At 63.1% G+C, this 22,290-nt stretch carries 18 protein-coding genes; 10 read left to right on the forward strand and 8 right to left on the reverse strand.

Translation table 11 applies throughout. From position 1 onward, the window contains the following. Nucleotides 1–14: 14 nt before the first annotated feature. The 6 genes from HAP40_RS26765 (at nucleotide 15) to HAP40_RS26790 (ending at nucleotide 6,155) form a co-directional block, all read left to right on the forward strand. Nucleotides 15–1,310, forward strand: a complete 1,296-nt coding sequence (locus HAP40_RS26765; RefSeq protein WP_166814928.1) for a hypothetical protein — start codon at nucleotides 15–17, stop codon at nucleotides 1,308–1,310. A gap of 4 nt (nucleotides 1,311–1,314) precedes the next feature. Beyond that, the gene (locus HAP40_RS26770) at nucleotides 1,315–2,493 is read left to right on the forward strand and encodes a CgeB family protein (RefSeq protein WP_166814927.1); all 1,179 of its coding nucleotides are present in this window, start codon (nucleotides 1,315–1,317) and stop codon (nucleotides 2,491–2,493) included. Between the two features lie 128 nt (nucleotides 2,494–2,621). Next, entirely contained in the window at nucleotides 2,622–3,068 is a 447-nt protein-coding gene (locus HAP40_RS26775) for a hypothetical protein (RefSeq protein ID WP_166814926.1), read from the forward strand. Further along, a complete protein-coding gene (locus tag HAP40_RS26780) occupies nucleotides 3,065–4,186 on the forward strand; it encodes a DegT/DnrJ/EryC1/StrS family aminotransferase (RefSeq protein WP_166814925.1) in 1,122 nt (373 codons plus the stop codon). Before HAP40_RS26775 ends, HAP40_RS26780 begins: the two co-directional genes overlap by 4 nt. After that, nucleotides 4,183–4,950, forward strand: a complete 768-nt coding sequence (locus HAP40_RS26785) for a class I SAM-dependent DNA methyltransferase (protein WP_166814924.1) — start codon at nucleotides 4,183–4,185, stop codon at nucleotides 4,948–4,950. Before HAP40_RS26780 ends, HAP40_RS26785 begins: the two co-directional genes overlap by 4 nt. A 20-nt stretch (nucleotides 4,951–4,970) precedes the next feature. After that, nucleotides 4,971–6,155 carry a glycosyltransferase family 4 protein gene (locus HAP40_RS26790; RefSeq protein ID WP_246741311.1) on the forward strand — a complete coding sequence of 395 codons (1,185 nt, stop codon included), beginning with the start codon at nucleotides 4,971–4,973 and terminating at the stop codon, nucleotides 6,153–6,155. Nucleotides 6,156–6,165: 10 nt separating this feature from the next. Here the strand turns inward: HAP40_RS26790 and HAP40_RS26795 are convergent, their stop codons facing one another. Continuing rightward, complete coding sequence (locus tag HAP40_RS26795) at nucleotides 6,166–7,746, reverse strand: lipopolysaccharide biosynthesis protein (RefSeq protein ID WP_166814922.1); 1,581 nt, start codon at nucleotides 7,744–7,746, stop codon at nucleotides 6,166–6,168. 234 nt (nucleotides 7,747–7,980) lie between these two features. After that, nucleotides 7,981–10,908 carry a M10 family metallopeptidase C-terminal domain-containing protein gene (locus HAP40_RS26800; RefSeq protein WP_166814921.1) on the reverse strand — a complete coding sequence of 976 codons (2,928 nt, stop codon included), beginning with the start codon at nucleotides 10,906–10,908 and terminating at the stop codon, nucleotides 7,981–7,983. A 199-nt stretch (nucleotides 10,909–11,107) separates the two neighbouring features. Here HAP40_RS26800 and HAP40_RS26805 point away from each other — a divergent pair, with 199 nt between their 5' ends. From HAP40_RS26805 to HAP40_RS26815, 3 genes are all read left to right on the forward strand, one after another. Beyond that, entirely contained in the window at nucleotides 11,108–11,440 is a 333-nt protein-coding gene (locus HAP40_RS26805; RefSeq protein WP_166819351.1) for a hypothetical protein, read from the forward strand. A 131-nt stretch (nucleotides 11,441–11,571) separates the two neighbouring features. Then, nucleotides 11,572–12,765, forward strand: a complete 1,194-nt coding sequence (locus HAP40_RS26810; RefSeq protein WP_166814920.1) for a CaiB/BaiF CoA transferase family protein — start codon at nucleotides 11,572–11,574, stop codon at nucleotides 12,763–12,765. 1,028 nt (nucleotides 12,766–13,793) lie between these two features. Further along, nucleotides 13,794–14,360, forward strand: coding sequence for a hypothetical protein (locus HAP40_RS26815; RefSeq protein ID WP_166814919.1), 567 nt, complete (start codon nucleotides 13,794–13,796; stop codon nucleotides 14,358–14,360). Between the two features lie 196 nt (nucleotides 14,361–14,556). Here HAP40_RS26815 and HAP40_RS26820 read toward each other — a convergent pair whose 3' ends face one another. The 6 genes from HAP40_RS26820 to HAP40_RS26845 all read right to left on the reverse strand — a co-directional run bounded on the left by HAP40_RS26820 (nucleotide 14,557) and on the right by HAP40_RS26845 (nucleotide 21,335). Further along, nucleotides 14,557–16,074: a tripartite tricarboxylate transporter permease gene (locus HAP40_RS26820; RefSeq protein ID WP_166814918.1), complete on the reverse strand. Its 1,518-nt coding sequence runs from the start codon at nucleotides 16,072–16,074 to the stop codon at nucleotides 14,557–14,559. A 12-nt stretch (nucleotides 16,075–16,086) separates the two neighbouring features. After that, complete coding sequence (locus HAP40_RS26825; RefSeq protein ID WP_166814917.1) at nucleotides 16,087–16,629, reverse strand: tripartite tricarboxylate transporter TctB family protein; 543 nt, start codon at nucleotides 16,627–16,629, stop codon at nucleotides 16,087–16,089. Nucleotides 16,630–16,808: 179 nt separating this feature from the next. Continuing rightward, nucleotides 16,809–17,795 carry a Bug family tripartite tricarboxylate transporter substrate binding protein gene (locus HAP40_RS26830; RefSeq protein WP_166814916.1) on the reverse strand — a complete coding sequence of 329 codons (987 nt, stop codon included), beginning with the start codon at nucleotides 17,793–17,795 and terminating at the stop codon, nucleotides 16,809–16,811. Nucleotides 17,796–17,938: 143 nt separating this feature from the next. Beyond that, nucleotides 17,939–18,736, reverse strand: coding sequence for an enoyl-CoA hydratase/isomerase family protein (locus HAP40_RS26835; protein WP_166814915.1), 798 nt, complete (start codon nucleotides 18,734–18,736; stop codon nucleotides 17,939–17,941). A gap of 62 nt (nucleotides 18,737–18,798) precedes the next feature. Continuing rightward, complete coding sequence (locus HAP40_RS26840; RefSeq protein ID WP_166814914.1) at nucleotides 18,799–19,998, reverse strand: pyridoxal-phosphate-dependent aminotransferase family protein; 1,200 nt, start codon at nucleotides 19,996–19,998, stop codon at nucleotides 18,799–18,801. Between the two features lie 134 nt (nucleotides 19,999–20,132). After that, nucleotides 20,133–21,335, reverse strand: a complete 1,203-nt coding sequence (locus tag HAP40_RS26845; RefSeq protein ID WP_208024885.1) for a pyridoxal-phosphate-dependent aminotransferase family protein — start codon at nucleotides 21,333–21,335, stop codon at nucleotides 20,133–20,135. 133 nt (nucleotides 21,336–21,468) lie between these two features. Here HAP40_RS26845 and HAP40_RS26850 point away from each other — a divergent pair, with 133 nt between their 5' ends. Continuing rightward, nucleotides 21,469–22,206, forward strand: coding sequence for a GntR family transcriptional regulator (locus tag HAP40_RS26850; RefSeq protein WP_166814912.1), 738 nt, complete (start codon nucleotides 21,469–21,471; stop codon nucleotides 22,204–22,206). The last annotated feature ends 84 nt before the right edge of the window (nucleotides 22,207–22,290 follow it).

A 22,290-nucleotide genomic window follows, 5' to 3' on the forward strand; every position in this document is an offset into this window, starting at 1 on the left:
CGAGCCCGTCCGCCATGAATGAACCGTCCGGCATCATCAAGGACCTGCGCTTCTGGCTGGATTCGAAGGCTGCGCTGACGCTGCTGGTGCTGCTGCACAGCGCCCTCACATGCCTGTCGCTGATCAAGGTCTCGACCTTCCAGGGCTACATCCACTTCAGCAGCGAGCGCGTCTGGATCGCAGCCGCCGTCGCAATCGCCTTCTCGCTCGTCTCCCTGCTGTTCGCAGCCGTCCGCTTCAGTTTCGGCTATTATGTCGGCTTCTATTTCTACACGATGATCCTGGGATTTCTGTGGATCGACGTCTTCTCCGAATACAGCTACCCGCGATTGCTCGCCGGGATTTCGGCAGCATTGTCGCTCGTGCTCTTCCTGTTGCCGGTGCTGTTCGTCCGGGCGCCTCTGCGCCAGCCCGTCGCGCTGACGGCTGCCTGGTTCAAGCATCTGCTCACGCTGATCCTGGTGATCTCGATCGCCACCATTGCCGTGGCCTCGACCTATAATTTCCGCCTGGTCGCGATTGCCAACATCTACGACTACCGCGACGCGCTGCAGTTTCCCGGAGCCATCCGCTATCTGGCGGGCTGGGTGTCGAGCACATTGCTGCCGTTTGCGTTCGCCTGCTACTGGCTGCTCGGCCAGCGCCTGCGCGCCGGCCTGGTGCTGGTCCTGCTGTTGTTTTTCTATCCCATCACGCTGACGAAATTCGCGTTCTTCACGCCGGCCTGGCTGATCACGCTGGTCGTCCTGTCGCGGCTTCTGGAGACCAGAGCATCGGTCATCGCTTCGATCTTCATTCCGATGCTGCTCGGCCTCGCCATGGTCGTCGTCACCGGTACCAACCTCTCCATCAAATATTTCGACCTCGTCAACATCCGCATGATGGCGACGGCATCGAGCGCGCTCGACATCTACAACCATTTCTTCGCGAGCCATCCGCTGACCTGGTTCTGCCAGATCTCCGTTCTCAAGCCGCTGATGCATTGCCCTTACGGGGAGCCGATCGCGGTGGTGATGCAGAACACCTACGGATTCGGCAATCTGAATGCGTCGCTGTTTGCGACCGAAGGCGTTGCTTCCGTCGGTCCCTGGCTCGCGCCGTTGACCGCGCTGGCATCGGGTCTCGTGCTGGCGCTCGGCAACCGCGCCTCCGCGGGCCTGCCGCCGCGCTTCGTGCTGGTGTCCGCCGGCGTGCTGCCGCACGTCCTGCTCAACGTGCCGCTCACTGTCGCCATGGTCACGCACGGCACCGCCATCCTGTTTCTGCTCTGGTACGTGACGCCTCGCGACCTGTTCGAACAAAAGCCGTGACACCGTGCGCATCCTGATCCTCAACGCCGACTATCCGCGCTTCCTGTCCTGGCTCTACCGCCGCCGGCCGGGTCTCGAGAACGAGTCTTACGCCGCGCAGATGGCGGCGCGAAACGCCAGCCTGTTTGGCGTCGCCGACTTCTACTCGCGCAATTTCGCCGGTCTCGGGCACGTCGCCGCTGACATCCATGTCAACAATCCCTGGATGCGGACCGCCTGGGCGCGCGAGCGCGGCCTTGCCGTCACCGAACCGCCGCCGCCCGGTGCGTCCGCCACGCGCGATGCCGTTCCCGGCTGGCTGCAACGCGCCGTCGCGCCGTTCAAGCCGATGCTGCGGCCGCTCGCGCGCAAGGTCGGGCTCAGCCCGCGACTCGATGCGGAAGCGGAAAAGATCCTGCTGGCGCAAATCGAGGACTTCAAGCCGGATCTCGTCCTCAACCAGGATCTGTTCCATGTCGACACGCGTCTGGCGCGCAGGATCAAGCAGATTGGCCGGCCCATCCTGATCGGCCAGGTCGGCATCTCGCCCTCGCGCGGCGAGGATTGGTCGGTCTACGACCTCATGATCTCGCAGATGGCGGCGGTCGTCGATTACTTCCGCCAGCACGGCGTGCGCGGCGAAGTGGTCCATCTCGCTTTCGAGACAGGCATCCGCGACATCCTGCCTCCGCCGCCCCAGGACAATTTCGATGTCACTTTCGTCGGCGCGGTGTCGGCGGATCATCAGCTCCGCGTCGCGCAACTCGAGGCGGTGGCGCGGCGCTACGATCTCAAGCTGTTCGGCAGCGGCCTGCAATCCCTCCCCTCCTCCTCGCCGCTGCATCGCTGCTACCAGGGCGAGGTGTGGGGCGTGGAGATGTACCAGGCCCTGCGCGCCTCGCGCATCACGCTCAATTCGCACATCGACATGGCCGGGCGCGAGGCCGGCAACGCACGCCTGTTCGAGGCGACCGGCGTCGGTGCATTCCTGCTCACCGACTTCAAGGACAATCTGCACACGCTGTTCGCTCCCGACCGCGAAGTCGTTGCATGGCGCGACGTTGACGATTGCCTTGCCCTGATCGACCGGTATCTCGCCGACGATGCGGCGCGCCTGTCGATTGCGAAAGCGGGACAGGCCAGGACATTTGCCGCCCACACCTACCGCCGGCGTGTCGAGGAGATCCTCACGCACATTGGGTGAATTCCCGTTGGGGGGGCGCAACAAACGACATGATCCGTGCGCCCTTGACGGTCCCGGCCAAAATGGCCAAAGTGCGCAGCAGGATAGCTATCTCACTCTAATCACAGCGTTTTTGTCGAGGCCCCACGATGGAACACGTCGAACATGTTCGATTCGGCGACCAGCTCTACGCGATCATCGTGCGCGCCTCGTTCCGCGAGCCGGGCATCCACTTCTTTTCGACGCCGGAGCTGTCGCAGCAGCTCGCCTTCATGAGCCATCCAAAAGGCAAGACCATCGAGCCGCACCGTCACAACAAGGTGACGCGTGAGGTGCACTACACCCAGGAGGCCCTCCTGATCCAGAAGGGCAAGCTCCAGGTCGACTTCTACACCGTCGAGGAAGAGTATCTCGAAAGCCGGGTGCTCGGTGCGGGCGACATCATCCTGTTGTGCAGCGGCGCGCACGGCTTCCACGTGCTCGAACCGCTCGAGATGTTCGAGATCAAGCAGGGTCCGTATTCCGGCGAGAACGACAAGACCCGGTTCGACCAAGCCTCCCCGTCGCAAATCCGGATCAAAGGCCCAGGCCTGTGACCGCACCGTTCATTCCCGTCAACACGCCGCTGCTCGACGGCAACGAGGCCGGCTATCTCGCCGAATGCATTCGGACCGGATGGATCTCCTCGGAAGGACCGTTCATCAAACGCTTCGAGCAGGCGATGGCCGAAGCTGCGGGACGACGGCACGGCATCGCCGTCACCAACGGTTCGGTCGCGCTCGAGATCGCCGTCCATGCGCTCGGTCTCGCGGAAGGCTCCGAGGTCATCATCCCGACTTTCACGATCATCAGCTGCGCCGCCGCCGTGGTGCGCGCCGGCCTCGTGCCTGTTGGCGTCGACTGCGATCCCGCGACCTGGAATATGACCGTCGAGGGCGTGGAAGCCGCCATCACGCCGCGCACGCGCGCGATCATGCTGGTGCATATCTACGGGCTGCCGGTCGATCTCGATCCGATCCTGGCGCTCGCCCGCAAGCACGATCTGAAGGTGATCGAGGATGCCGCCGAGATGCACGGCCAGACCTATCGCGGCGCGCCCTGCGGCGGCTTCGGTGACGTCTCGACCTTCAGCTTCTACCCCAACAAGCACGTCACGACCGGCGAAGGCGGCATGATCCTCACCGACGACGACGCGCTCGCCGATCGCCTGCAAGGCTATCGCAATCTCTGCTTCCAGCCGCAGCAGCGCTTCGTCCACGAGGAGTTCGGCTGGAACGCGCGCATGACCAACCTCCAGGCCGCGCTCGGCATCGCTCAGGTGGAGCGCCTGCCGCGCACCGTCGAGACGAAGCGCCGGATCGGCCAGCTCTATGACGAACATCTCGGAGGGCTCAACCGCATCCGCCGCCCGGTCGCCCGCACCTCGTATGCCGACAACATCTACTGGGTCTATGGCATCGTGCTGAACGACGACGTCCCGTTCGACGCCAAGGAGGCGATGCGCCGCCTCGGTGAAAAGGGCATCGGAACGCGGCCGTTCTTCTGGTGCATGCACGAGCAGCCGGTGCTGCGCCGGATGGGCCTGATGCTCGACGAGAGCCATCCGAACGCGGAATACATCGCGCGGCGCGGTTTTTACCTGCCGAGCGGACTTGCCCTGACCGACGGCGAGATCGCCCGCTCGGCGGAGGCGCTGAAGGAGATTTTGGCGTGACGGTGTTCGCCGACTACGCGCCCTGGTATGATCTCCTCTATCAGGACAAGGATTACGCGGCGGAGACGGAATTCGTCGAGGCGCGCTTGCGCGACCACGGCGTCACCTCGGGTCGGCTGCTCGATCTCGGCTGCGGCACCGGGCTGCACGCGCTCGCCTTCGCCCGCCAGGGGTGGAAGGTTGCCGGCATCGATCTCAGCCATGAGATGATCGCCAGCGCCAAGGCGCGCGCCGAGCAGGCCGGACTGTCCATTCCGTTCCGGCAAGGCGATGCCCGCGAAGCGGGTCCCGAGCGCGGCTTCGACGCGGTCGTGTCGCTGTTTCACGTCGCCAGCTACCAGACCAGCCGCGATGCGCTGGCGGCGATGTTCCGCACCGCGCATGCCGCATTGAAGCCGGGCGGGGTGTTCTTCTTCGACTATTGGTATGGCGGGGCCGTGCTGGCGCAGGGCGTCGAGACCCGGGTCAAGGTGATCGAGCAGAAGCCGCTGCGCCTCACCCGCATCGCGCAATCCGACCATGACGAGCAGGCCGCGACCGTCACGGTGAACTACACGCTGTTCTGCGAGGATATGGATCGCGCCACGATCCAGCGCGTCGATGAAGCGCACCACTTGCGCTACTGGTTTCCGTTCGAAATCGACGCCGCGCTCATCGCGAACGGCTTTCAGCCCGCCGCTCACGCCGCGTGGCTGACTCAGGATCCGCCGCACTCCAAGAGCTGGGCGGCCTACGCGATCGCCAGAAAGAGCGTCACGCCGTGAGACCGCTGCGGCTCGCCGTCATGTTGGAACAGGCCCTCGAGGTCGGCGGCGGTTTTCAGCAGCCGCTGAGCGACCTGCTCTGGCTGCGCGACTGGGCGTCCAAATCGGGCAACGAGATCGTGGTGTACTCACCCTATCCGAAGACGCTCGAGATCCTGAAGGAGTTCGATGTCGCGGCCCGCCTCCTCAAATTCGGCCCGCTCGACCATGTCTTCCTGTTCCTGAAATATTGCGGGCCGTTCGATCTCGTCCAGATCGCATCGAAGCTGAAATCGCCGTTCGAGCGCACGCTGATCCGCGACGGCATCGACGTCGTGCATTTCACCTCCACATCGAAGCGGCATTTGCTGCTCTACGAGCTGCCCTTCATCATCACCATCTTCGACGGCTGCCATCGCGACGCGCCGGAGTTTCCCGAAGTGAGGACCTTCGGCGAATTCGAGCGCCGCGAGATCCTGTTCGGCCTCGCCAGCACCAAGGCGGCGGTCGTGATCGTCAACGCGCCCGAGCTGACCGACGATCTGTGCCGGCGCTACGCCATGGAAAGAGAGCGCGCGGTCTGCATCCCGTTCTCGCCCTCCACCTATGTCAGCCAATCCCTGCCCGATGCTGAGGCCGACGCGGCGGTGCTGACAAAATACCGGCTCGAACCCGGCTATCTGTTCTATCCGGCGCAGTTCTGGCCGCACAAGAACCACATGACGCTGCTCTCCGCACTCGCGCTCCTGCGCGAGCGGGGCATCACCGAACGGCTGGTGCTGTGCGGTTCGGATCGTGGCGGCCGTGACAAGATCGATGCGGCCATTCGCGCCTACGGATTGTCCGATCAGATCTCCATCATCGGATTCGTCGAGTCGGCCGAACTCGGCGCGCTCTATCGCGGCGCCGCCGCGCTGGTGATGCCGAGCTATTTCGGCCCGACCAATCTTCCCCCCTTGGAAGCCTGGGCGGTCGGCACGCCGGTGATCTATCCTGAAGCTTTCAAGGCGCAGGCCGGCGATGCCGCGATCCTGTTCGACTATGACGATCCGCGCTCGCTGGCGGACGCAATCATCGCCTTGCGCACCGACGGCACGCGCGATCGGTTGCGCGCGGCCGGCCGTCTCCGCCTCGCACAATTTGCGGCGGAGACCGAAGCGGGCCGTCTTCAATTCGCCCGCCACCTGGAACGGCTGAAGCACCGGCTGGCTTTGACCGCGCGTTGAACAGCAAAAGCTAAGCCGGAATCAGCGCCCGCAAGCGCTGGCGCAGCGCCGTGCTCAGCAGCGGACTTGCGAGCAGGCCGACCACGGCCAGCCAGATCGCGCATTCCACGACGAAGGGCACGAGTCCGCTCCCCGGCACCAGCGCCATGATCGCCTGCCCGATCAGCCAGCCCGACGCAATGATGCCACCGCCCATCAGCATCAGGACAGCGATGTGCCTGAACGGATGATGCAGGGTCTGCCGCATCACTATCAGTGCGAGCAATCCGAACTGCACCAGGATGTCGCTCGCGACCAATGCGAGCGCGGCGCCGAGCGGCCCGAGCCGCGGGATCAGGACGACCGACGCCGCCAGGAAGACGACGAGTTGAAGTCCCTTGGTCCGGATCAGGAGGTCGCCGCGATTGCTGTGATTGGCAAAGACGAACGCCAGCAGCGAGGGTGCAACGGCTGCCGAGCCGAGCAGCAGCGTCACCGTGAGCGGCGCGTCATAAGGGATGCTGCCGTGGGTCCAGAGCGCGAAGAAGTCGGGCCAGAACGGCAGCAAGCCCGCGACCGTCAGACAGGCAAGGCCCGTCACGAACACCGAGCCATGGGCGTAGAGGCGGCGTAGCCGCTCCCTGTCGCCGATCGCATGATCGTGGCCGAGTTCGGCGGCGAGCGGCAGCGTCACCTGCAGGCACAGGCTGCGCAGCAAGCTCGCGATTACGCGCGTCAGGCCCCATTGCGCTACCGCGACGCGATTCGTGACCAGCGCTGAGACCAGCAACACCGGAACGTTGACGAGCGCGAGTTCGGTGATATTGGCGACAGCGAAGGGCAAGGCGCGGCCGAACTGCCCGATGCTCCAACGCAGGGACGGCGACACGAATGGCGGTTTGCCGGCACGGCGCAGAAAGGGAAATAGTCGCGGGGCGTCGAACGCCGTGAGAAAGACCGCGAGCAGGACCTGCGTCGACACGAAGGCGATCGCGACTGCAAACAGGCTGCCGAACCTCGCGAGCGCAGCCAGCTGCGCGATTTGCCCGAGCAGCAAGGCGGCGTTCTGCAGCCAGACCGTCCGGCCATACTTGCCGCGCACGCGATAGAGGCCGGAGACGAGGTTGGAGGGCAAGGTCAGAAGCATGCCCAGGATCATCGCCAGCATCGCGGCATCGAAGGTCGGCGTCGCGTGAAAGCCGAGCACCTCCGACGGCCGCGCCAGGACGACGGCCGCGCACAAAAGGACACCGAGCCCCGCGACAATCGCAAGATAGATCCGAAGCAGAGCTGAATAGAAATTGGCCGTGCGCCCGTCGCAATCGGCGCAGGACTTGAAAGCGAGAAAGCGGTTGATCGCACGCAGCTGCAATCCCGCATCCGCCACCACGACGAGGCTGCCGGCCGCAAAAATCGTGAACCAGCCCGCGAGCATATCCCCGGTCCACACATGCAGGAAAGCTGGAACCAGCAGCAGCTGCTGGGTCAGCCCCAAGACGATCTGCACCAGGTTCGCCGACCAGCCGTCAATGAGCCGGCGGGCGCGCCCGGCAACGCCGATACCACTCGGACCATCGGCCTCGCCGGGCGCATCAGTCTGCGTATCGGTCAAGCCGCATCCTTCCCGGCGATTAGGACGTTAAAGCAGCGTCTTAAGGCGGTTGAACGGCTTAGGCAATGGCGTCCGAATTCGTCGCCGCCTCGCCAGCTGACGCGGCGCTCAAGGGCCGTCCGGTTCGCCCGTGCGGCCGCGTGGCACGAAGGACACCAACGAGATGCTGGCCGGCTTGGGCACCAGAGTCGGACGGCTACTTTGCCACAATTGCAAAAAGCTTGCTTCCGTGCGTCACGCGAGCAGCTCATGACCAACGAGGCCGACGAGATGATTGAAGTTGACCGAAAGAAGATCTGCAAAACTGTCGTCGGCGTGTGTCAGGGCCTCCAGGATCAGAGAGGCTTCGGATGAGGCACGATCCGACGAGACAAGCGTTTCAGGAAAGTGGTCATGGTGGTTGGATTCGGAAACGTCGGAATTGAATACGAAGGAGTCGTTTGTGGTCGTCACAATTGTCGAACCAGCAGCAGAGGCGCCAATTGCTGATGCCGAAACGACTCCATTGCTATTCAGATCCTGATGGAACGCGCTCTCATACGATTGTAGCGCCGTGCTCGTCCCGGAAACGAAACTGAGGACGTTCGTGATGTAATTGCCATTGGAGTCGGCGCTCCACATGTTGTATTGGCCCGTGCTTACATTCTTCCAGGCCACATTGTAGCCACTGCCGGTCTGCTCTGCCCCGATCGGCGCCCAGCCGGTCCACATGTCGACCGTGACCGGCGCGCCCGAAAACATGAGTTGGGGCCCGGTTCCGCCTGCCACGGGATTCAGAAAATAGTTATTTCCAACCTGGACCAAGCTCGTCGAGCCGGCCGTCTCGATCGCAATAGAAGGTGCACCAATCACGCCATCGCCGTTGAGATCCTGATGGAACGTGCTCTCATACGATCGTAGTGCCGTGCTCGTGCCGGAAACGAAAGTGAGGAGGTTTGTGGTGTAGTTGCCATTGGAGTCGGTGCTCCAGATGTTGTATTGGCCCGTGCTTACATTCTTCCAAGCCACATTGTAGCCACTGCCGGTTTGCTCTGCCCCGATCGGCGCCCAGCCGGTCCACATGCCGACCGTGACCGGCGCGCCCGAAAACATGAGTTCGGGTCCGCTTCCGCCTGCCACCGGATTCAGAAAATAGTCGTTTCCAACCTGGACCAGGCTCGTTGAGCCGACGGTTTCGATCGCTATCGACGGCGCGCCAATCAGGCCATTGCCATTGAGATCCTGATGGAACGTTGTCTCATGCGATTGTAGCAGCGTGCTCGTCCCGGCTGCGAAGCTGAGAAGGTTCGTGACGTAATTGCCATTCGAATCGGTGCTCCAGATATTGTATTGGCCCGTCCCCGCATTCTTCCACGCCACGACGTAGCCGCTACCGGTCTGCTCTGCCCCGATCGGTGCCCAGCCCGTCCACATGCCGACCGTGACCGACGCGCCCGAAAACATGAGCTCGGGCCCGCTTCCGCCTGCCACGGGGTTCAGAAAATAGTTACTCCCAACCTGCGCCAAGATCGTTGAACCGGCTGACTCAATCGCTATCGTCGGCGCACCAATTGCCCCATCGCCATTTAGGTCCTGGTGGAACAATGGTTCATACGATTGCAGCCCGACGTTGGCACCCGGGGCAAAACTCAATAGATTCGTGATGTAGTTGCCATTCGAGTCGGTGCTCCAAATATTATACTGCCCCGTACTCGTATTTTTCCAGGCCACATCGTAACCACCAGCCGTTTGCTCCGCTCCTATCGGGGCCCAACCCGCCCACATGTCGACCGCGACCGGCGCGCCGCTAAATTTCAGCTGCGGTCCCGTTGCGTTGGGAATAGGGTTCATGGAGTAAGTGTTTCCGACCTGCACCAAACTCGTCGTCCCGAGCGCCTCGATCACTATTGGCGTCAAGAACGTGGGGCTTGCGATCGTTCCGTTCGCGAATTTGAAGTACTCTACTCCTGTAACGGTATCTGCACCGTCAGCAGGACCGACGCGCTGATCGACTACGGTGAAGGTCTGCGTGTTCGCGTCGTACGAGATCGCATAGTTGGCTTGGTTGCCCGAATACACGACGATATCGCTACCGGCGCCGCCTATGATCGTGTCGTTGCCGCCGCCGCCAGTGATCGTATCGTTGCCCGAACCGCCGCTCAACGTGTTGGCGATCGCGTTACCCACCAGCGTGTCGTTGCCGCTGCCGCCGCTGGCGTTGTCGATGTAGGAGCGTGCGTCGCCGTTATAGAGATAGGCATTGTAGACGTTGCCCGATGCGTAATGGCCGTTGCCGAGATTGGCCAACTGCACCGACGAGAGCAGCGACGCCGCACCAGGATTGAGGTTGATGCTCAAACTCGTCGTGTAGTTCGACAGGTCATAGGTATCGACGCCGCCGCCGTCCCAGACCGTCTCGTAAATGCGATTGGCCGAGCCACCGACGCCGCCGCCCGGCGCGAGCTGCGCGATGCCGTTGATGAATTGCTGCCCGGTGGTCGGATTCCAAGTATAGACCGTATTGCTGCTCTGGGTCGTGTAGTCCGCGCCGTACATGGTCTGGAGCGCGAGGATATCGTTCGCCATATAGGTCTGCGAAAATCCGTAGGCCTCGTTGGTGTAGCCACCCGTGGTCGAGGCCCCGACATAGCTGCGATAGCTCATGACGGTATATTCGCTGCTGTCGTGCGCGCTCGGCACAGCGACGTTGCCGGGGCCGCCGGCCTCCTGACTGTGTTTGAGGCCGAGAGCGTGGCCGAGCTCGTGCAGCGCGGTCGTGAAATAATAATTGCCGAGCTTGGCGAGCGAGAAATTGTACTGGGTCCCGAACCAGACGTCGCCGCCGGAGGCATAGTTGCCGGGATAGTAGGCGTAGGCGGTCGGGTTGGCGGCCGGGGACTGCGCGACCATGATGTCGGCGCCGTTCGTGCCCGTGTACTGGATGTCCGCGTTGGTGTAGCCGAGGATCAATCCGATCGCGTAGTTGATCGCCGCCTGGATCTGGGTTGGTGCCGCGGCAAAGCCCGAGATGGTCGGTTCGCCGCTGCCCCCGTAATAGGGATTGGAGTAGTCGCTCGCCGCATCGGGAAAGCTGTAATTGATCGTGCCGGTCCATTTGTATCCGGACAGCAGGCCGTCGATCTCGGCGTTGTTGGTGGCACTGACGTTAACAGCGGTGGCCAATGGACTCTCCGGAGCAACCCCATCGCGCGATTCGGGCGAGGCGCGTGATTCTAGCTTCAGAGGTAAACGTTTGACTTAAGTTTGGCGGCTGCGTGCACGCCCCTTCCACAATGTTGTGCTAGCCATCAAATTCCGTAGTCGTACGGCCTGGCCCTTTCCGTAGACATACGGGGCCCGAACCGGAGATGCAAGCTTGCGCCTGCGCGATCATCCCTCGAGGAAAAAACCTGGCTCCCTCGCGGCCGGTCTCATCTGCGCCCTCGCGGTGGTCGCCGGGCCCGATCGCCTATCCATCGGAGAACAGCCTGTCATGGTCGGGAAAGCCAAAGCGGACGGCGGCAAGGAGAGCGGCAAGGCCGGCCGCGCGCCCTCCATGCCGATGGCTCGCGATCCCTCCGTTGCCGTGGCGGAGGAATACGAAGCCGCGCGCCGGAAGGGTACGCGGGAGGCGCTCGAGCTCTTCATTGCGCGCCACAGCGATGACCCGCTGGCCGAGCAGGCACGTGCGGAACTGAAGCGCCTGTCGCGCTGATCCATTCACGCAGCGCGGCAAACCTGCATCAGCCATCGCATTTCGACAGGCGGCATCCGCGCCGGGCCAGACTTGTCGCATGGCCGTTGGGCACTATGCTAGGCCTGCAATCTGTCCCGGAGCCTTTCACGATGCCCTTTCCGCATGCCTCGGAAGCCCTGTCGCGCTTCACCGTGCTCGATCTGACCCGCGTCCGCTCCGGGCCCACCTGCGTGCGGCAGCTCGCGGACTGGGGCGCCAACGTGATCAAGATCGACGCGCTGACAGAGGATGCCGGCGGCGAGCAGCCGGGCGGACCGCGGCGCGGCTCCGACTTCCAGAATTTGCACCGCAACAAGCGGGCGATGACGCTGAACCTGAAGGACGAACGCGGGCTGGCGGTATTCAAGCGCCTTGCCGCCAAGGCCGATGTCGTGGTCGAGAATTTTCGGCCCGATGTGAAGAAGAAGCTCGGCATCGACTACGACAGCCTCGCTGCCATCAATCCGCGCATCGTCTATGGCAGCATCTCGGGCTTCGGCCAGGATGGCCCCTACCACAAGCGGCCCGGCTTCGATCAGATCGCGCAAGGCATGGGTGGGCTGATGTCGATCACCGGCGCACCGGGTGAAGGTCCAATGCGGGTCGGCATCCCCGTCGCCGACCTCACCGCGGGCCTGTTCTGCGCCATGGGGATCCTCACCGCGCTGCTCGAGCGCGAGGTCTCGGGCAAGGGCCAATGGGTGCAGACGTCGCTGCTGCAGGCCCAGATCTTCATGCTCGACTTCCAGGCCGCGCGCTGGCTGATGGAGAAAGAGGTCGCCAAGCAGGCCGGCAACAACCACCCGACCAGCATCCCGACCGGCGTGTTCAAGACCTCGGACGGCTACATCAACATCGCCACCACGGGAGGCCGTATCTGGGAGCGCTGTGCCCAGGCGATCGGCGCCCCGGAGCTCTATGCCCATCCCGACTACGCGACGGCCCCTGCCCGCTCCAGGAACCGCGACGCGCTCAACGCCGAGATCGAGAAGCGCACCGTGACGAAGTCGACGGAGACCTGGGTCCGCGAGCTCAACGAGGCCGGCGTGCCCTGCGGGCCGATCTATGCCATCGACCAGATGTTCGAGGACGCGCAGGTCAAGCATCTCGGCATCGCGCAGGACGTGCCGAACGACGATGATCGCCACATCCGCCTGGTCGGCCAGCCGGTGACGCTGTCGCGCACGCCGACCAGGATGGTGGCGCGGCCGCCGGAATTCGGCGAGCAGACCGACGAGGTGCTCGCTGAATTTGGCTTCAACAAGGAAGAAATCGCTCGCTTAAGAGAGGCCAAAGTCGTCTAAACTTGGCTGCTCGATACGAAGTGAAAGATCAACGCGGCGCAATAGGCGATAGGAATTGCCCTTACTTGGACCCTCGTTCCCTTTTCTAGGGTGTTATTTGAGCAAACGGTAACATGACCAGTCGAAATATCTTTCATCCGATCTGCCTGGTTTGCCAGTCCGTTTACCAACGTCCCATACGAGCCGTAGTAAGAGAGGGGTAGGATATTAGCCGATGCATAAGGTGCGGCGAGATCATCGCAACCGTACTTTCGAGGGCTGTTCAGCCGGTTTGTAACACGAAGTTCAATTTTGCGAGGGCTAAAGCGAATGAATCCGCGAACCGAGTCCGACGGGCATTTCTCAGCAAGTCATGGTGGCACGTCTGGCCTCTCAGAAAACTTAGCAAGCCAACCACGAAGATCTTGTTGTTACTCGATGCTTCATCAAGAAGCAGAACTCCTTACATCATCTAAGAGTGGTGATTGATGCCTCGTCTGGTCTACATCAACGAGAGGTTTGGCCACGATGCAACGATCGTCCTAGACAGTGGAGACGCATGTTGGATATCCGTCGGTAAGAAGGGCGTCTTAGTCCGCTCTCACAGGGACAACTTCTGGGGCGGATTGCTGGGCAGCCTGTTTGGTACGAAACTCTACCAGGAACGGGACGTCTACCGAGCGCTAAGCGTTGCTCAAGCGCTGGCTGCAACTTTTCGGCCGGTTCCTCAAATTGGGTGCAAGGACGTCATATTGAAATCGTTCTGCACGGCAGTCTGGCACTGCTCATCACCTGAGCAAGTCAAGAATGCTTTGAATGAGCCCGCTTGGCTCGAGGAGCAACGTTCTGTCGGTCAGCCCCGATGAAGCCACTTCCCAGAATCCCCTTTTAACGAATGAGAACGCTGCGTAGCTGTATGCGGGGGTACCCGGGCCCTCTTGCAAATTTCTATTCCGACCATATTTTCTGAAATTATGAATACGCGTAGTAGAGTTGGTGTGGATCACGATCCCACGCGCAGGCGGACGCGATGGCGAGTGAAGTGGGGAATGCCAGCCCGCGCCGCTGGCGGATTCGCCAGAGCAGTTGCCCTATCTCGCGACGAGCGAAGCGAGATTGCTCGCGAAGCCGCTAAGGCCCGCTGGGCAAGAAACTTGCCGCATGCCACGCATGAAGGTGTCGTCCGACTTGGCGACGTTGAAATTGAGGTTATGGTCCTCAACAATGGGCAGCGCGTGGTCACTCAAAGTGGCCTCCTGACCGCGCTGGGTTGTGATCAACGCTCCAAAGGACGTCAGTCCCACAGAAGCATCGCGAAGCTGCCTGCCTTTTTGGGAGTACAGAATCTAAAGCCCTTTATCTCCAGAGAATTGATCGTAACGGCCAGCCGCATTGAATTCCGCACCGCACAAGGCATGAAGGCGTTCGGCTACGTCGCGAATTTCCTCCCGGAGGTCTGTGATATGTTTGCGCGCGCCCAGCTGGCCGGAGTTCTGAAGGTCCCCCAGCGCTGCATGGCGGACCGCGCTAAAACCGTCGCAGAGCAGCTCCGACGCTTTGGTACGATTCGCCTCATTGATGAAGCTACAGGGTTCCAAAACGTTCGCGAAGAGTAGAACAAACTTTCTAAAACGAGAATTTGCCTCACCCACGATGCGAATGAAATCTACGGACCCAGGACCGAATTGACACGACACAAGCCGGTTTTTCGCTAACCACGAAGTTTAGCCACTGCCGTAGAAGGAAACATTTGGGGCGCGTAGGACCACGACGGAACTAACCCCAAGTACCTACAAGTTTGAGGAGTTTTCCCTAGCGCGGCGCCGGCTTGCCCGCCTGCGTCAATCCGACACGGGCGAGCAAACCGTCGATCACCGGCCAGAACAGCAGCACGATCGCCAGCGTCGTGATCGAGCCGACCAGTCCGTTCGACCAGAACACCTTGAGGTTGCCGCCCGAGCCGATCATCGACAGGCGGAAGGCATCTTCGGCGCGGTTGCCGAGCACGAGCGCCAGCGTGAACGGCGCCAGGGGAATGCCGATCTTCTTGAAGACATAACCGACGACGCCGAAGCCCAGCATCAGCCAGATGTCGAACATCGCGTTCTGGATCGCATAGGCGCCGATAGCGCAGGACACCACGATCATGGGCGCGACCGCAGCGAAGGGTACGCGCAGGATCGAGGCGAAGATCGGCACCGTGGTCAGCACCAGCACGAGGCCGACGACGTTGCCGAGATACATCGAGGCGATCAGGCCCCAGACGAAGTCCTTGTGCTCGACGAACAGCAGCGGGCCTGGATTGAGGCCCCAGACCATCAGGCCGCCGAGCAGGATCGCGGCGGTACCGGAGCCGGGAATGCCGAGCGCCAGCATCGGCAGCAGGGCCGAGGTGCCGGAGGCATGCGCCGCCGTCTCGGGCGCGAATACGCCTTCGATGCGGCCCTTGCCGAAGCTCTCGGGCTCCTTGGCGAAGCGCTTTGCCAGATTGTAGCCCATGAAGGAGGCTGCGATCGCGCCGCCCGGCGTGATGCCGAGCCAGCAGCCGATGAAAGAGGAGCGCAGCAGCGTCACCCAATATTTCGGCAGGTCCCTCCAGACGCCGAGCACGACGCGGAGCGAGATGCTCGCCGCGTGTCCGCGCAGCGCCAGCCGCTCCTCCATCGTCAGCAGGATCTCGCTGATGCCGAACAGGCCGATGACGGCGACCAGGAAGTTGATGCCGCGCAACAGCTCGGCCGAGCCGAAGGTCATACGCAACTGGCCCGAGACCGTGTCCATGCCGACGCCGGCGAGCAGCAGGCCGAGCGACATCGAGATGACGGTCTTGTGCTTGGCCTCGCGTCCGAGGCCGACGAAGGAGCAGAAGGTCAGCAGATAGACCGCGAAGAACTCGGGCGGTCCGAATTTCAGCGCGAAGGACGAGATCATCGGCGCGAGGAAGGTGATCAGCATCACCGCGACCAGCGAGCCGATGAAGGAGGACGTGAACGCCGCGGTCAGCGCCTCCGCCGCCCTGCCCTGCTGCGCCATCGGATAGCCGTCGAACGTGGTCGCGACCGACCAGGCCTCCCCGGGGATGTTGAACAGGATCGAGGTGATCGCGCCGCCGAACAGCGCGCCCCAATAGATACAGGAGAGCATCACGATCGCCGAGGTCGGATCCATCGTGAAGGTGAGCGGCAACAGGATCGCAACGCCGTTGGGGCCGCCGAGCCCCGGCAGCACGCCGACGAAGATGCCGAGCACCAGCCCGACCATCATCAGCACGAGCGTCTTCCACGTCAGCAGGACGGCGAAGCCGTGAAGCAGGAGACCGAGAGCTTCCATCGCGGACCCGTCCTAGCGCCCGAAGGCCGCTTCGAGCGGCCCTTTCGGCATGATGACGTCGAAGGCGACATCGAAGGTGACGAACATGATTGCCGTGAACACGAGAGCGGTGAGCAGCGACTTCCACAGCGCGATCTTGCCGACGAAGCGCATGAAGCCGGAGATCAGCAGGAAGCTCGCGACATAGAGGCCGAGGAACTGCGTCACCAGGCAGAACAGCAGCGTCGGCACGAACACCGCCATCACGCGGCGGGCTTGCGCGCGCGTGACGAAGGTCTCGCGCGCCGCGCGGTGCGCGACGAGCGCCACGATCAGGCCGTAGAGGCTGCCGCCGCCGAGGATGATGCAGAGGTAGAAGGGGAAATAGCCGGGCTCGGGCCCGGTCGCATCCCAGGACGCGCCGGTGCGCCAATTGTCGTAGCCAAGCGTGACGGCAAGGGCCAGCAGCAGGAGACAGACGATGATCTCGATCGTGCCGGACGAGACGACGGAGGGCGAGTCGTCCTCGGGCGCGGTCGGATCGTCGACGACGATTTCAAGATCGGTTTGGGACATGCTGTGTCAGGGACGGAGTGCGTTCAATTCCCCTCTCCCCGCTTGCAGGGAGAGGGTCGAGGTGGAGGGAGAGGCGCCGCGGGACCGGTGAGAACTGGACTCGCGGAGAGCCCCTCACCCGCATTGCATCCGACGATGCGATGTGACCTCTCCCCGCAGGCGGGGAGAGGTGAAGACCGCTACTTCGCGACGAAGCCGGCTTCCGTCATCAGCGACTTGTTGACGGCGTCGTCCTCCTCGAGGAATTGCACCATGTCCTTGCCGGTGAGGAAGATCGGCTTCAGCGCCTGCTTCTCCATGTAGTCCTTGTACTCGGCGGTCTGCGTCACCTTGTGGAACAGATCGACATAGAACGCCTGCTGCTCAGCCGTGACCTTGCCGGGCAGGAACATCGCGCGCAGCATCAGATACTGGACGTCGACGCCCTCCTCCTTGCAGGTCGGAATGTCGGCCCAGGACTGCGTCTCCGTCACCTTGGTGGTGTAGGCGATGCGTTCCTTGTCGAACACGCAGAGCGCCCGCACCTGGCCGGCGCGCCAGACCTCGAGATTCTCGGAAGGGTTGTTGACGTTGGATTCGGTGTGGTTGCCGACGAGCTGGGTCGCGGCCTCGCCGCCGGACTTGTAGGGCAGATAGGAGAACTTCGCGCCGGTCTTCTGCTCCAGGAAGACGGTCAGCACGTGATCCTCGCGCTTGGAGCCGGTGCCGCCCATCTTGAAGGGCGAGCTCGCCGCCTTCGCGGCCGCGACGAACTCCTTCACCGTCTTGGGGCCTGCGCTGTTGTCCCACAGCACGAACTGATCGAGCGCGATCACCGAGACGGGGGTGAGCTCACGCCAGTTGAACGGGATCTTCGCCGACAGCGGCAGCATGTAGATCAGCGAATAGGCGATCAGCACCTTGTTCGGATCGCCTTCGCTGGACTTCATGTACATCAGCGCTTCGGCGCCCGATGCGCCGCCCTTGAGCGAGACGACCATCGGCTGCTTCATCAGATTGTTCTTCTGGATCGCGGCCTGCATCATCCGCGCCATCTGGTCGGAGGCGCCGCCCGCGCCTGCCGCCACCACGATCTCGACGGGTTTTGCCGGTTCCCAGCCGGCAAACGCCGGCGTGCTCAACAACAGCGCCGTCGCAGCGCCGACAGCCTTCACTGGAATTCGCACGAGTTTCGTCCCCTGATGTTTTTCGAGTTTGTAGTGCGGAAACTTCTATCCCTGCATAGTGCGGACTAATACTGACGAGTTCAAGCAGACGGGCAGTTCAACGCATATGACTTTCGACTGACGAAGCCGAAAGCCCGTGAGACTTACCTGCCCTTCCAGTTCGGTGTGCGCTTGTTGAGGAAGGCATCCATGCCTTCGCGGAAATCTTCGCTCATATAGGCCTTCAGGATCAGGTCCTCGCCCTCTTCGCGCGACAGCGTGCGGCGGATGCGGCGCACCGCTTCCTTGGTCGCTTCCAGCGTCAGCGGCGCGTGGCTGGCGACGAGCCTTGCGGTCTCGTCGGCGCGACGCTGCAGCGTCTCCACATCAGGCACGACCTCGTTGAGCAGGCCGAGGGCGAGCGCTTCCGGCGCCTCGACGAGGCGCGCCTTGAAGATCAGATCCTTGGTGCGGGCGGGACCAACCAGCGCGACGACGCGGCTGATGTTCGACATCGACAGGCAATTGCCGAGCGTGCGCGCGATCGGGAAGCCCATCCGCGTCGTCTCGGTGCCGATGCGCAGGTCGCAGCACGCCGCGATGCCGGCGCCGCCGCCGGTGCAGGCGCCGGCGATGGCCGCGATCACGGGCACGCGGCACAGCTCGAGCGTGCCGAGCACGCGGTCGATGCGGGCCTCGTAGTCGAGCGCATCCTGCGCGGTCTTGAAGGCGCGGAATTGCGAGATGTCGGTGCCGGAGGCGAACGCCTTGTCGCCGGCCCCGGTGAGGATCAGCGCCTTGATCGAGCGATCGGCATTGATCTCCTGGCAGATCTCCGCCATGCGGTCATACATGGCGAAGGTCATCGCGTTGCGTGCCTGCGGGCGGTTGAAGGTGATCCGCGCGATGCCGTCCTGGACGGAGTAGAGCAGGTCTTCGTTGGCGGTCGCAGGTAAGTTCATCGCGCGTCTCTTCTTCTCGTTAGGTCAGTTTCAGGTCGGCTGAACTGAGGCGACCTGAAACTCTAAGCCACCTGAGCTTGGGCCATCGGCACCACGTCGCGCCCCTTCAGGACGTCCATGGCCGCCAAAACGCCGCCGCTCCGGTGCGGGATCTTCGCGAGATCGAGGCCCATCTCGACGCCCGCAAGCGTACCCATCAGCATCAGATCGTTGAAATGGCCGATATGGCCGATGCGGAACACCTTGCCCTTGACCTTGTTCAGGCCGGTGCCGAGCGACATGTCGAAGTTCTCCAGCACCACCTTGCGGAAGGCGTCGGCGTCGTGGCCATCAGGCACGCGCACACCGGTCAGCGCCGGCGAATGTGCGGCGGGATCGGCGCATTGCGTCTCCAGGCCCCAGACCTTGGCGGCGGCACGCGTCGCCGCGCTGTGGCGCTTGTGGCGGGACCAGACGTTCTCCAGCCCCTCCTCTTCCAGCATCTTGACCGCCTCGCGCAGGCCATAGAGCAAATTGGTCGCGGGCGTGTAGGGGAAGGTGCCGAGCTGGTTGAAGCTGATGACCTCCTGCCAGTCCCAGTAAGAGCGCATGCCCGGATTGACCTTGGCAACGGCGAGCGCCTTCTCCGAGACGGCGTTGAAGCCGAGGCCGGGCGGCAGCATCAGGCCCTTCTGCGAGCCTGCGACCGAGACGTCGATGCCCCAGGCGTCGTGCTCGTATTCCATCGAGCCGAGGCCGGAGATGGTGTCCACCATCAAGAGCGCCGGGTGCTTGACGCGGTCGAGCAGCTTGCGCACCTCGAGCGGCGGCGTCACGCAGCCGGTTGAGGTCTCGTTGTGGACGACGCAGACCGCCTTGATGGCGTGCTGCTTGTCGGCGGCAAGGCGCTTCTCGATCTCGGCGAGGTCGGCGCCACGGCGCCAGTCGCTCGGGATGAAGTCGACGTCGAGCTTGAACTTGTCGGCGATGCCGCGCCACAGCACCGCGAACTGGCCGGTCTCGCACATCAGGACCTTGTCGCCGGGCGCGAACACGTTGACCATCGCCGCTTCCCAGGCGCCGGTGCCGGACGAGGGGAAGATGATCACGGGCTGCTTGGTGCGGAACACCCGCTGCATCGAGGCAAGGACGGCGAAACCGAGCTCGGCGAACTCCGGACCGCGATGGTCCAGCGTCGGCATGTCCATCGCCCGCAGCACGCGGTCGGGCACGTTGGTCGGTCCTGGAATCTGTAAGAAATGCCTTCCAGTATGCACGGTCATCGGCGTCCTTCCCGGTCTAGCCTTGGTTTGATGGGCGCCGAATAGCACCATTTGACCGGCTTGTCCCCTCTCGAAAGGGGCTGTCCGAGTATAACAGGCGGGACCGCTGTCCACCCCTTCCATCGCGACCACCCTTAAGTGCCGACGATCTTCAGATGCGGCGAGGCATTGCCCTGAGGACGCTGCTCCAGGAGCTTCATCGCCACGTCGACGCCGCCGGCGCGGTGCGGCACGCCGGCGACCGACAAGCCCATCTCCACGCCGGTGAGCGCGCCAAGCAGCGTCAGCGCGTTGCATTCGCCGAGATGGCCGATGCGGAAGACCTTGCCGGCGACCTTCGACAGGCCCGAGCCGAGCGACATGTTGTAATTGTCGAGCACCACTTTCCGGAACTGGTCGGCGTCATGTCCCGGTGGCATCAGCACCGCAGTCAGCACCGGCGAGTACTCGGCCGGCTCCTGGCAGAGAATCTCGAGACCCCAATGATCGACGGCAGCGCGCGTCGCGGCCGCGAGCCGCTGATGCCTTGCGAAGACGTTGTCGAGCCCCTCCTCGAGCAGCATCGCGACCGCCTCGCGCAGGCCGTACAGCAGATTGGTCGCGGGCGTGTAGGGGAAGAAGCCTTTGGCGTTGGGCTTGAGCATTTCCTCCCAGTCGAAATAGGAGCGCGGCATCCGGTTGGTTTTGGACGCAGCCAGCGCCTTCTCCGAGATCGCATTGAAGCCGAGGCCGGGCGGCAGCATGAAGCCCTTCTGCGAGCAGCTGACGCTGACGTCGACCTTCCACTCGTCGTGGCGATAGTCGACCGAGCCGAGGGAGGAGATGGTGTCCACCATCAGGAGTGCGGGGTGACCCGTGCGGTCGATCGCGGCGCGGATCCCGGCGATGCGGCTGGTCGCACCGGTCGAGGTCTCGTTGTGAACGACCATGACGGCCTTGATCGCGCGCGCGGTGTCGTCCGCAAGCTTCGCCTCGATCAATGCGGGATCGGCACCGCGGCGCCAGTCGCCCGGGACGAAGTCGACCTCGATGCCGAAGCGCCCGGCCATCTGCCGCCACAGCGTGGCGAAATGGCCGGTCTCGACCATCAGCACCTTGTCGCCCGGCGATAGCGTGTTGACGATCGCAGCCTCCCAGGCGCCGGTCCCCGATGAGGGAAAGATCACGACCGGACCCCTGGTCTGGAAGATCTTCTGGCTGCCTTCGAGCACGGTCCGGCCGAGCTCGCCAAACTCCGCGCTGCGGTGGTCGATGACAGGCATGTCCATAGCGCGCAGGACGCGCTCAGGGACCGGGCTCGGGCCCGGGATCTGAAGGAAATGGCGTCCCTGATGCATGAAAACCTCCCAGTCGGTGGCTTTTGACCGGCTTCCGAACCCATTTTGCATTCATTTTTTGTCATTTCAATCGAATTTTGGTATTCGATTGCAATCGTCGACGCGCCCCAATGGGCAAACTATTGTGCTGCAAATGAAATCCACGATTCCCGACACCGGGGTTCCGATTGCCCCGCCTGTCGTAAATGGCGGCGACCGCCAGGAGGCCTCGCTTCATGGCGAGATCCTGCTGCGGCTGCGCGACTACGTCGTCGAAGGCAACATCCCGGAAGGGGCGCGCGTTCCCGAACGGCAGCTTTGCGAGATGCTCGGCATCTCGCGCACGCCGCTGCGCGAGGCCCTGAAAGTCCTGGCCGCCGAAGGCCTGATCGAGCTGTTGCCCAACCGCGGCGCGCGGGTGCGCCAGCTCAGCCAGCGCGACCTCGAGGAGTTGTTCGACGTGATGGCGGGGCTGGAGAGCCTGGCCGGGCGCCTCGCCTGCGAAGCCATCACGGATGCGGAAATCACCGCAATCGAGCAGCTGCATTACGAAATGTACGGCCACTATCTGCATCGCGACATGCACGGTTATTTCCAGGCCAATCAGCGCATCCATGAGAGCATCGTCGCGGCCGCGCGCAACGAGACGCTGATGACGGCCTACGCCAATTTCGCAGGCCGGATCCGCCGCGTCCGCTACTCCGCCAATTTCGCCCGCAAGCGGCAGCGCTGGGCGGAGGCGATGCGCGAGCACGAGGCCATCCTCGATGCGCTGCGCCGCCGGGCCGCGAGCGAGCTCAGCGACATCCTGTTCCAGCATTTGCGCAACAAGCGGACGGCCGCGATCGAGCATCTGACCGAGCCCCTGGAGGATACGCCGACCTCGCCCTGAGGCCGGTCAGCTTGCTCATTTTGCATTCACAATATATTCGAACGCGAACCACAATGAATAACTCGGCAAGGCGGAGCCGCCTCG

The organism is Bradyrhizobium sp. 1(2017) (genome assembly GCF_011602485.2).
Taxonomy (GTDB): domain Bacteria; phylum Pseudomonadota; class Alphaproteobacteria; order Rhizobiales; family Xanthobacteraceae; genus Bradyrhizobium.